Here is a 10,511-nt window from a genome sequence, read left to right on the forward strand (position 1 = left end):
TCCGCCGTTATTAGCGCGCGGGCGCGCTGTCGGCAGGCGTCGCGGCACCCGATTCCACGCGTACACGCGCGGTCACCGGCTGCCCGTTGACGACCACTGACAGCGTTGCCTCGCGCGCATCGGCGGGTGCGTTCGCGATGGGCCAGCGTCGTGTCGCATGCGGCAGCGCATAGCCGAGCAGGCCGGGCGTGAGCAGCGTCGACTGGCCGTCGTGCCAGGTCAGCTTGACCTTGCTCAATTGCGCGTGCGTCGCGTCGCGGTTCACCGCGCGCAGCATCAGGGCGGTTGCTGGTGGAGCCGATCCCTGGGTGGCGCCGTCCGGTGCGGTGCGTTCGAGCGCGAACTGCAGCGCAGGCGGCTTGCCGTCGGGCGGCGCACCGACGAACACAGGCACGGAGTAACGCAACTGCATGCGCACGCCGGTCGCGTCCGTGCTCTGGCCGTTCGGAATCTCGTCGATCAGCAGACGGTAGGTCTCCTCGGCGCTCACTTCGCCTTTCGCGACGCGCAGGATGCGCACGGTCTGATCGGCCCCCGGCGCGACCTGGACGATGGGCGGACTCGCGACGATGTCGTCGGTGCGTTCCAGATGGTCTTCGTCGGCGCTTTGGCTCCACGCGAACACGCGGACCTGCGCGTTGAGCGGCGTGGTGCCGACGTTGTGCAGCGTGAGGACGGCGGCGGGACGGTCGGCGGCCAGGTCGAGCCGGATGGGCGTGACCTGCAGCGCGGCGGCGTGGACCGCGCCCGTGTGCAGGGCGGCGATGCAGCAGAGCGACGTCGCTACGAATCCGCGGCGTGTCGAGGCCAGTCGAATGCTGCGCGCGGTCCGCGTTCGCGTCCCGGCCGCCGGGCGAACTGTGGCGCATGGATGACTGTCAGCGGCTGCCACCCGCCGCGCGCGGCGCAAAGCACCGCCCGCGAGCCGGCATGCGGCTCGTTTCAACGACGCGATCATGGCATCAGAAAGTGACGGTCGCGGTGACGGTCGACGTATAGGTGCCCGCCGCCGGCGTGTTCTGCGGCGCGACGCGCCCGTACACCGTCAGCGTTTGCGCTGCGCCCGTGCCTGTGCCGGCGGCGGTATCGGTGCCGGCCGTTTGGCCCCACGTCAACGAGCGCGCGGAATCGCGATATAGCTGGTAGGCGACGGTCGGCACAGGGGTGCCCGTTCCCCCGAGCAGCCGGTTCGCCACCGTCGAACCGGTCACCGAGCCCGCGTCGAGCCCGACCGTATACGGCGCGCCATTCGAGCAGGTGACGGTCAGCGTGCTGGTCTGGTCGATATTCGCGGCGATCACGCCGGACGTACCGAAGTTCAGATTCGTCGCGGCGATCTGGCAGTCGGTCTGCAGAGTCAGTGTGACAGTGAAGGTGGTCTGACGGGTAGCGGCATACGCGTTGAAGGGGACGACGGGTGCGGCAGCCAACGCGACAGACAGACACGGAACGATCAGGTTGCGCCAGCGCATCGAATTATCTCCACGGAGCCCTAAGCGCTTTGTGCGCTCTTTATGGCGACGATCCGAGTATGGAACCGCTATTGTCTGAAGATGTAACTATTTGTTAGATACGGCTTAAAAGTTGGACAAACGGATGCTAAACGAATGTTTTGTCGCAGATTGTGCTGAATTTATGCGATTTGTTAGAAAGCAATCTCTACTGCGGTCTGGTGCGCGGCAGCGGCAAAAACACCCAACGGCTGTTCGTTTCCGCGCGCGAAGTGGCCGTCCCGATAGACGCGGAACGGCGCGCCTGCCGAGCACGTGACTTTCGGCTGAACGGCATCGGTGTTCATCGTGCAGACATCGTGGATCGTGAGCGATACCTGGATCTCGCTGGCGGCCGTCGCGGCGTAAGCGGTCTTCTCGACGACGGCAGGTGAAAGACAGAGCGAGGCGGCGAGCGCAAGCGCACCCCAGCGTCCCGCTAGCGATGACGGACGACGCGAATAGCGGTGAAGGAACATGGAACTACCCGGACAGATGTTGCGGCAATGGCCTTGGCGATCTTTCGTCGTCGCGGCCTCTACTCTGGATAACGGCAATGCGGCGTGGGTTTTTAGATCAGATGTCGTCCGATGGCGGGTGTTGTATTTTTATCCGGGTGATATTGCGCTTTGTATTTATACCCGGATAAAATGTGGACATTGATTCCATACGATGCGAGGCCCGACATGGCAACTCACGCAACAACCTGCACGGCCTTCGAAGGCGTTCGACTTCTCGCGTCGGGCGCGTTGAAGGACGTTGCGCTGGCGGTGAAGGCTGCGACGGAGCGCGGCGGCGCTTCCGTGCTGATCTTCGACGACCAGACCAGCCGTCCTATCGACCTCGACCTGCGCGGCTCCGCGAGCGACGTGCTTGCCCGGCTCGCCGGTCAGCCCGACGGTGAAGTGCGCCAAACCGACCCCACGAGCGACGAAGCCACGGCCTCACGCGGTCGCGGCCGACCGAAGCTGGGTGTCGTCGCGCGTGAGGTCACGCTGCTGCCCAGGCATTGGGAATGGTTGAACGGGCAGCCGGGCGGCGCGTCGGTTGTGCTGCGCAAGCTGGTCGACGCGGCGCGGAGCGCGAGTGAAGGAAAGGACCGCATGCGTCAGGCGCAGGAAGCGGCATATCGTTTCATGACGGCGATGGCAGGCGATCTCGCCGGTTACGAAGAAGCGACGCGCGCGCTGTTTGCGAACGACGCCGCCCGCTTCGATGCCATGACAGCCGCATGGCCCGTCGATGTGCGCGATCACACGCGCAAGCTGGCGAAACGGGCGCTCGACGTGGATGCATCGGCGAACGCCTGACGCCTGAGCGCGCACAGCCGAAAAGCAACAGGCGAAAAAAAACCGCTCACGCCGGGGAGCATGAGCGGAAAGTCGGAGAGTTACAACATCGCTTGCGCTACTCAATCGGGGTCACGCAGCCTATGCAGTGTAGGGACCAGGACACGCGGTCCGATATCAGATAACTCCCAAAGGCTGACTTCCGAAGTCGCCCTGCTCCCCGCGCCGGCTTCGTCCGATAACAGGCCAATCACTTCGCGCAAACCCTCATGCCGGCTTTCTTATGCCGTGCATCCGTTCATCAAGTCCGCATAACGGGCGCCGTAAAGCATTGCAGCCCGCCGGCCCGCGTTGCCTGCGACTCAACCCGTCGAAGCACGGCTGATGAACTGTCGAGGATCTCACGATGAAGTGGTTTGACCGCATGACCGTCTGGAAGAAGCTGCTGATCGCGTTTGCGACTGTGATCGGCTTTGGTGTGGCCGTTGGCGTGGCGGGGTTGTCGGCGCTGGCGTCGATGCACGGCATCACGGAAGAAATATCGAGCCGCCACATGGACGGCCTCTACTGGATGGAAGAGGCGAACCGCTACAAGATCGACACCGATCTCGACGCCGCCAACCTCGGCTACGCGCCCGACGACGCCGCGCGTCAGAAGCTGAAGGACGACATCGTCGCGTCGCTGAAGCACATGCACGACGCGTACACGCGATATCGCGAGACGATTGCGGGCGGCGGCGGGCAATCGCAGTACGACGACGTGCTGCGCAAGACCGAGGTATGGGAAGCGATCGTGCATCAGCAGATCGGGCTGCAGCCCGTCCCTGCCGGCGTCGACAGCGCCGAACTGGTACGACGCGCGATCGCCGCGAGCGAGGCGTTGCGCGACCGGATCGTCGCGCTGATCGATTACCGGCGCCAGCAGGCCAACGCCGCGCAGCACGAAGCGGGCGCGGAATACGCGAGCATGCGCGTGGTGCTGTCGCTGCTGGTGCTGGCGTCGATGGTCGTGGGCGCAGGGTTCGCGTGGCTGATCGCGCGGCGTCTGACGCGCCAGCTTGGCGGCGAGCCGGATTACGCGGCGCACATCGCGAGCCGGATTGCGGCGGGCGACCTGGGCGTGCGCGTCGACACGAAACCCGGCGACACCGCGAGCCTGCTCTACGCGCTCGCCAACATGCGCGAGCAACTGGCCGCGATCGTCGGCAAGATCAGCGAGTCGAGCGAATCGATCCTGCTGGCGTCGGGTGAAATCGCGCAGGGCAATACCGATCTGTCGCAACGCACCGAGGAGCAGGCCGCGTCGCTGGAAGAAACGGCGTCGAGCATGGAGCAACTCACGGCGACCGTTCGCCAGAACGCCGACAACGCCCAGCAGGCGGGTGGCGTCGCGGCAGGCGCGTCGGAAGTGGCCGTGCGCGGCAGCGGCCTGGTCGGCGATGTGGTCGAGACGATGCGCGAACTCGCGGCCGGCTCGAAGCGGATGACGGACATCATCGGCGTGATCGAGAGCATTGCGTTCCAGACGAATATCCTCGCGCTGAACGCCGCCGTCGAAGCAGCGCGCGCAGGCGAACAGGGGCGCGGCTTCGCGGTCGTCGCGGGCGAAGTGCGCGCGCTCGCGCAACGCAGCGCGGTGTCGGCGAAAGAGATCAAGGAACTGATCGAAAGCTCGACGTCGCGCGTGGACAGCGGCGCCGTGCTCGCCGAGCGCGCGGGCCGCACCATGACGGAAGTCACGCAGGCCGTGCAGCGGATGACGGACATCATGGGCGAGATTTCGGCGGCATCGAGCGAGCAGAGCACGGGCATCGAACAGGTGAACCGCGCGGTCGCGCAGATGGACGAAGTCACGCAGCAGAACGCCGCGCTCGTCGAGCAGGCGGCGGCTGCGGCGGGCGCGATGGCCGACCAGGCACGGCATCTGAAGACGGCCGTCGCCGTGTTTTCGCTTTGATACAACACTCGAAAGACACCGCCGCGCCAACGCATTTCGCGCGGCTTGTCAGCGCCAGGCGCTCTCCGTACACTCGCGCGTAGTTCAAGAATCCCATCCTGGACCGCGCTGCGGCATCACGCAAAAAGGTGGCGCTTCCATACAAGATCTACGCCAATAGAGGAGAACCCCCGCGATGGCCGATTCCTATTTTCCGCGCTGGCGCGTCCAGTCCAGGAGCGTCGAGGGGCGCGTCGTCAATACCGACGAGCGCCTGCCCGGGCCGCAGATGCTGGCGATGGGCATCCAGCACGTCGTCGCGATGTTCGGTTCGACCGTACTCGCCCCGCTCCTGATGGGCTTCGATCCCAATCTTTGCATCTTCATGTCGGGGATCGGCACGTTGCTGTTCTTCGTGCTGGTCGGTGGGCGCGTGCCGAGCTATCTCGGTTCGAGCTTCGCGTTCATCGGTCTCGTGATCGCGATCACCGGCTACAGCGGTCACGGCCCGAACATGAACATCCCTGTTGCGCTCGGCGGGATCATCGCGTGCGGGGTGGTGTACGTCATCATCGGATTGATCGTGTCGGCCGTCGGCACGGCATGGATCGAGACGCTGATGCCGCCCGTCGTGACGGGCTCGATCGTCGCGGTGATCGGCCTGAATCTCGCACCGATCGCCGTCAAGGGCGTGAGCGGCAGCGCGTTCGAGTCATACATGGCGCTCGTCACCGTGCTGTGCGTCGGTGCCGTGGCGGTGTTCACGCGCGGCATGCTGCAGCGTCTGCTGATTCTCGTCGGCTTGCTGATCGCTTACGTGATCTACGCGCTCGTCACGAACGGCATGGGCATGGGCAAGCCGATCGACTTCTCGATCGTCGCGAATGCGGCGTGGTTCGGCATGCCGCATTTCACGGCGCCCGTCTTCAACGGACAGGCGATGGCGCTGCTCGCGCCCGTTGCAGTGATCCTCGTTGCCGAAAACCTCGGCCACATCAAGGCGGTTAGCGCGATGACGGGGCAGAACCTGGACCGCTACATCGGCCGCGCGTTTATCGGCGATGGTATTGCGACGGTCGTGTCGGGCTTCGCGGGCGGCACGGGCGTCACGACGTACGCGGAAAACATCGGCGTGATGGCCGTCACGAAGATCTACTCGACGCTCGTGTTCGTGATTGCTGCCGTGATCGCGCTGGTGCTCGGTTTTTCGCCGAAGTTTGGCGCGGTGATCCAGACCATTCCCGGCCCGGTGCTGGGCGGCGTGTCGATCGTCGTGTTCGGTCTGATCGCGGTGACGGGCGCGCGGATCTGGGTCGTCAACAAGGTCGACTTCTCCGACAACCGCAATCTGATCGTCGCCGCCGTGACGCTGGTGCTCGGCGCGGGCGACTTCTCGCTGAAGTTCGGCGGCTTTGCGCTCGGCGGGATCGGCACTGCAACGTTCGGCGCGATCATTCTGTACGCGCTGCTGCGTCGCAAGGGGCCGCAAGAGCCGGCTGTTTGAATTTGGAGCAGTTACCCGCTTGAGCCGCTCGAGCCGCTCGAGCACAACGGGCGCCCGCAGTTCAGCGAGGCGCCCGTTTTTTTACTTCTTTCCTTTTCCGCGCGTCAGCAACGCGGTTTCCGACAGATCCACTTCGCGCATCAGCTTGTTCATCGTGTCGTCGTTGATCAATTGACTGCCGCGCAGGTCGAGCAGCGTCACGCGTTCGGCGCGCATCGCCGTGAGCTTCATCTGAAACTCTAGCGCTTCGGCGCGCCGCGCGTTTTCGGCGGGTTCGATGTCGTCGTCGAGTGTGGCGAGACGGCGGCGGTAAATGTCCATCACGCGCGCGGTCACATCGGCGGCATGGGCGGATGAGGCTTCGTCGAGATCGGCGGTCGCCGTTTCCTGATAGCGGTCGATTGCGCGGATTGCCGCCTGCGCCGCCTGAATGCGCGCCATGCGTTCTTCGGCGGCATGCGGATCGGCCCGGCGGCGCGCGCCGTTCATCAATAGCGGCAAGCCGATCACGGCGACGAATAGCGACACGAGAATCACGCCCGACGCGATGAAGATCGCAGTATCGCGTCCAGGCAACGGCTGTCCATTCGACAACGCAACGGGCAGCGACAGCACGCCTGCGAGCGTCACGGCGCCGCGCACGCCTGCGATCGTCGTCATCGATACGGTGCGCAGGCCGGGCACTGCATTCGCGACGCCTTGCTTCGCCGCGCCGCGGCTCGCGAACCAGCGCAGCAGCCAGACCCACACGAAACGCAGCGCGTACAGCGCCACAGCGACGGCGGCGACGTAGAAGATCAGCCGCAACTCCGAGCCGCTCGCTTCCTGATGCGCGTCGAGCAGCGCGCTGCCGATGATGTGCGGAAACTGCAGGCCGAGCAGGATAAAGACCATGCCGTTGAAGACGAACTCGATCATCGTCCATGTGACGCTCGCCCGCACGCGCGCGGACGCGGGGCTCGAGGTCGCGAACGTCGAGTAGTTCATCGTCATGCCGGCGGCGACGGCGGCGAGAATGCCGGAAAACCCGAAGTGCTCGGCGAACAGATACGAGGCGAACGGAATCAGCATCGTCATTACGACGCCGGGCGCAGGGTCGCCTTCTTCGGTGAGGTTGAGAAAGCGCGTCGATGCGAAGCTGAAGAGCCACGCCACCGCCGCGCCTGTGGCCAGCCCGCCGAGCGCGATGATCACGAAACTCACCGACGCGTCGCGCAGCGAGAACACGCCCGTCAACGCGGCGGCGATCGCGAACTTCAGCGCGACGAGACCGGACGCATCGTTCATCAACGCTTCGCCTTCGAGGATATGCATCAGATGCTCGGGCAAGCGGTTGCGCCCGGCGATGCCCGACAGCGCGACGGCGTCTGTCGGCGACAGCACGGCGGCGAGCGCGAACGCGATGGGCAGCGAGATCGACGGGACCATCGCGTGAATGAAGTAGCCGACCGCGACCACGGTCATGAACACGAGGCCGAGCGCGAGCATCAGGATCGCGCGGCGCTGCATGAAGAACTCGCGCTTGGGGATGCGCCAGCCGTCCGCGAACAGCAGCGGCGGAATGAACAGCATCATGAAGAGTTCGGGATCGAACGTCACGTGCAGGCCGAGACGCGGCCACGCGAGCAGCGCACCGAAGGCGATCTGCACGAGCGGCAGCGGCAGCTTGAACGGCACCAGCCGCACCACGACGCCCGAAGCGGCGACGGCGAGCAGCAGGATCAAAACGGTGAAGACGATATCCATCGGAAACCGGGTGTGGGGAAACAGGCAGTGGCGCGCGACGGGAAGAGCGAGACTCTGTCCACCCGTCGCGACATGAATCGCCGCGTCTGGAAAGACGATGCGGCGTGTCGGTCAGCCCGAAGTGTAGCCCGACGGGATGACATCGCGCATCGAAGGCTGCAAGTCGTCCGAAAGCAGAATGCACTGCTACGGTGCACTGTGCGCCCTTGCGCGACGCACGGGCGCTTCGCGCGGTGCAGCCTTCCATGCAAATTTCGTTTGTAGGTGCGCCACCGTGCGCATGGAGCTTGCTTAATAGGAACTGATAACGCACATTTCGAGGACGGCGGCGGCCCTTCGCCTTTGCGACGCGCCCGCCGTGCTTTTGCGTGAGAGGACTGCATGACGATTGCGCAACAGGAAAGAACAACGGTGCCGCACGGTTTCGAGATCAGCATGACCTCGGGCCTGCAGCGCTATTCGGTACAACACGGCGACCTGACGCTGACGAGCGTTTTTCAGCCGATATTCAGCTTGTCGCACATGCGTGCCGTGGGCTACGAGGGCTTGCTGCGCGCACACGATCCCTTCGACCGCGCGGTGTCGCCCGTCGACGTGTTCGGCCACGCGGCACGCGTCGGCGACGTGCTGCATGTCGACCGGCTCGCGCAGTCTCTGCATCTCGAGAACTTCAAGGTGCTCGGCGCGGAGCGCGAGTGGCTGTTTCTCAACGTCCATCCGGGCGTGCTGATCGACTCATATCATTCGGCGGCGCTGCTGGCGAACCTGCGGCGGCTGAATCTGTCGCCGCGGCGTATCGTGCTCGAAGTGCTCGAACAGAGTGCGGAAGACATCGAGCGTCTGGCCGATGCCGTGCGCCAGTTTCGCGAGCGGGGCTTCCTGATCGCGCTCGACGACTTCGGCGCCGGGCATTCGAACATCGAGCGCATCTGGCAGTTGAATCCCGATATCGTGAAGCTCGACCGCATCATGCTGTCGCATGCGGCGCATCGCGCGGACGTCGCATCGATACTGCCGGGTCTTGTCGCGCTACTGCACGAGGCGGGCAAGCTGGTGTTGATCGAAGGTGTGGAGACGGAGCACGAGGCGCACATGGCGATGGAGTGCAACGTCGATTTCGTGCAGGGCTTTTTCTTTGGGCGGCCGCATCCGGGTCTTGCCGACGCGACGCATGCGGCGGCGTGCATTGGCGAGTTGACGGAGCGTTATCAGACGCAGACGGAAGCGCGCGAGCGGCGCAACGCATCGCGGCTCGCGCCTTACATTCGCGCATTCGAGCGCGCGGCTGAGCGGCTTGCTGCGGGCGAACTGCTCGACGAAGTGTGCTGGAATTTTCTGGCGCTCGATCACGCTGCGCGCTGTTATCTGCTCGACGACAAGGGGCGGCAGGCTGGGCGCAACGTCGTGCTGCGCGCCGACCGTGCTTCACACGAAACGCGCTTTTTGCCGCTATCGGATGCGCAGGGCGCGAACTGGCTGCGACGCCCGTATTTTCGTGCGGCGATGGAGGCACCTGAGCGTGTGCATGTGACGCGGCCGTATCTGTCGATCAACGAAGCGGTGCCGTGTGTGACGTTGTCGGTGGCGACGCAGATTGGCGCGCGCACGTGCGTGTTGTGCGGCGATATCGACTGGTTCGAGGAGCCTCACTTCTGAGATCATGAGGGTTTTGTTTTTCACGACGTGACTCTCTGATATGCGAAGCGAACGGGTAGTGCTCGAAGTCATCGCGATGACGGTTGCCGATGCCATGGCCGCTGCGCGCGGCGGTGCGGATCGGCTTGAACTGATTACGGCGACGGGCGAGGGCGGGTTGACGCCGAGCATCGGGATGATCGAGGCCGTGGTCGCGGCGGTGTCGATTCCCGTCAATGTGATTGTGCGGCCTCACAGCCGGTCGTTTGTCTATGATGCCGATGACTTCGCGGTCATGTTGCGCGATGTGCGCGCTGTGAAGTCGGCGGGGGCGAATGCGGTTGTGATTGGGATGTTGACTGCGTCGCGTGAAGTTGATCGGGATGGGTTGTTGCGGGTTGTCGATGCTGCGGATGGGATGCCTGTCACGTTTCATCGTGCGTTTGATGAGGCGCGTGATCTGCATGAGGCGCTTGATGTGCTGCTTGAGTTCGATGCTGTTACCAATGTTCTGACTTCAGGTGGCAAGGGTTCGGTGCTGGATGCTGTGGATGAGGTTCGGTCGCTCGTTGCGCGGGCCGCGCGTTCGCATTGCACTGTGCTGGCAGGGGCTGGGCTTACCGTCGATCGTGTTCATGAGTTTGTTCGCGCTACGGGCGTTCGGGCCGTGCATTTTGGGGCTGGTGTTAGGTGTGCTGCGCACGCTTCTGTTTCTGAAGAGAAGGTGAGAGTGGTTCGCGGGTTGTTGGGCGGGTGAGGTTTGGTTTTGGTTTTGGTTTGGTTTTGCATTCGGCTTCGCTGGCATCCCCGGTTTGCCTTTGCCTTTGCTTTCGCTGGCATCCGCGCATTGTTAGCCTGCTTCAAGCGTCGCCCCTGTGCGGGGCGGCACCTACTTTTCTTTGCCGCCGCAA

9 protein-coding genes are annotated in these 10,511 nt (G+C 64.3%); 5 read left to right on the plus strand and 4 right to left on the minus strand.

Annotation, left to right across the window (positions count from 1 at the left end; genetic code table 11):
• Nucleotides 1-10 precede the first annotated feature (10 nt).
• From KFO72_RS16335 to KFO72_RS16345, 3 genes are all read right to left on the minus strand, one after another.
• Nucleotides 11-946, minus strand: a complete 936-nt coding sequence (locus KFO72_RS16335) for a molecular chaperone (protein ID WP_225032570.1) — start codon at nucleotides 944-946, stop codon at nucleotides 11-13.
• 16 nt (nucleotides 947-962) lie between these two features.
• Nucleotides 963-1,472 (minus strand): spore coat U domain-containing protein, encoded by a 510-nt coding sequence (locus tag KFO72_RS16340; RefSeq protein WP_054929519.1) that lies wholly within the window; start codon nucleotides 1,470-1,472, stop codon nucleotides 963-965.
• A gap of 173 nt (nucleotides 1,473-1,645) precedes the next feature.
• Entirely contained in the window at nucleotides 1,646-1,969 is a 324-nt protein-coding gene (locus KFO72_RS16345) for a hypothetical protein (protein WP_225032571.1), read from the minus strand.
• A gap of 207 nt (nucleotides 1,970-2,176) precedes the next feature.
• On the opposite strand from KFO72_RS16345, the gene KFO72_RS16350 reads away from it, so the two are divergent.
• From KFO72_RS16350 to KFO72_RS16360, 3 genes are all read left to right on the plus strand, one after another.
• Nucleotides 2,177-2,800: a DUF2239 family protein gene (locus KFO72_RS16350; protein WP_225032572.1), complete on the plus strand. Its 624-nt coding sequence runs from the start codon at nucleotides 2,177-2,179 to the stop codon at nucleotides 2,798-2,800.
• 385 nt (nucleotides 2,801-3,185) lie between these two features.
• Complete coding sequence (locus tag KFO72_RS16355; protein WP_054929522.1) at nucleotides 3,186-4,736, plus strand: methyl-accepting chemotaxis protein; 1,551 nt, start codon at nucleotides 3,186-3,188, stop codon at nucleotides 4,734-4,736.
• 175 nt (nucleotides 4,737-4,911) lie between these two features.
• Complete coding sequence (locus tag KFO72_RS16360; protein ID WP_225032573.1) at nucleotides 4,912-6,219, plus strand: solute carrier family 23 protein; 1,308 nt, start codon at nucleotides 4,912-4,914, stop codon at nucleotides 6,217-6,219.
• Between the two features lie 81 nt (nucleotides 6,220-6,300).
• On the opposite strand, the gene KFO72_RS16365 is transcribed toward KFO72_RS16360, so the two are convergent.
• Nucleotides 6,301-7,965, minus strand: a complete 1,665-nt coding sequence (locus KFO72_RS16365; protein ID WP_054929524.1) for a Na+/H+ antiporter — start codon at nucleotides 7,963-7,965, stop codon at nucleotides 6,301-6,303.
• A 381-nt stretch (nucleotides 7,966-8,346) separates the two neighbouring features.
• Between KFO72_RS16365 and KFO72_RS16370 the strand changes: the two genes are divergently transcribed.
• Both KFO72_RS16370 and KFO72_RS16375 read left to right on the plus strand, forming a co-directional pair.
• On the plus strand, nucleotides 8,347-9,621 hold the full coding sequence (locus tag KFO72_RS16370; protein ID WP_176052218.1) for an EAL domain-containing protein: 1,275 nt from the start codon (nucleotides 8,347-8,349) through the stop codon (nucleotides 9,619-9,621).
• A gap of 40 nt (nucleotides 9,622-9,661) precedes the next feature.
• Complete coding sequence (locus KFO72_RS16375) at nucleotides 9,662-10,357, plus strand: copper homeostasis protein CutC (RefSeq protein WP_225032574.1); 696 nt, start codon at nucleotides 9,662-9,664, stop codon at nucleotides 10,355-10,357.
• Nucleotides 10,358-10,511: the final 154 nt, after the last annotated feature.

Source organism: Paraburkholderia sp. XV (assembly GCF_020177535.1).
Classification (GTDB): domain Bacteria; phylum Pseudomonadota; class Gammaproteobacteria; order Burkholderiales; family Burkholderiaceae; genus Paraburkholderia; species Paraburkholderia caribensis.

Coding starts and splice junctions, on each gene's coding strand:
- KFO72_RS16340 (WP_054929519.1), bottom strand. CDS start 1,472: ATGCGCTGGCGCAACCTGATCGTTCCGTGTCTGTCTGTCGCGTTGGCT.
- KFO72_RS16345 (WP_225032571.1), bottom strand. CDS start 1,969: ATGTTCCTTCACCGCTATTCGCGTCGTCCGTCATCGCTAGCGGGACGC.
- KFO72_RS16350 (WP_225032572.1), top strand. CDS start 2,177: ATGGCAACTCACGCAACAACCTGCACGGCCTTCGAAGGCGTTCGACTT.
- KFO72_RS16355 (WP_054929522.1), top strand. CDS start 3,186: ATGAAGTGGTTTGACCGCATGACCGTCTGGAAGAAGCTGCTGATCGCG.
- KFO72_RS16360 (WP_225032573.1), top strand. CDS start 4,912: ATGGCCGATTCCTATTTTCCGCGCTGGCGCGTCCAGTCCAGGAGCGTC.
- KFO72_RS16365 (WP_054929524.1), bottom strand. CDS start 7,965: ATGGATATCGTCTTCACCGTTTTGATCCTGCTGCTCGCCGTCGCCGCT.
- KFO72_RS16370 (WP_176052218.1), top strand. CDS start 8,347: ATGACGATTGCGCAACAGGAAAGAACAACGGTGCCGCACGGTTTCGAG.
- KFO72_RS16375 (WP_225032574.1), top strand. CDS start 9,662: ATGCGAAGCGAACGGGTAGTGCTCGAAGTCATCGCGATGACGGTTGCC.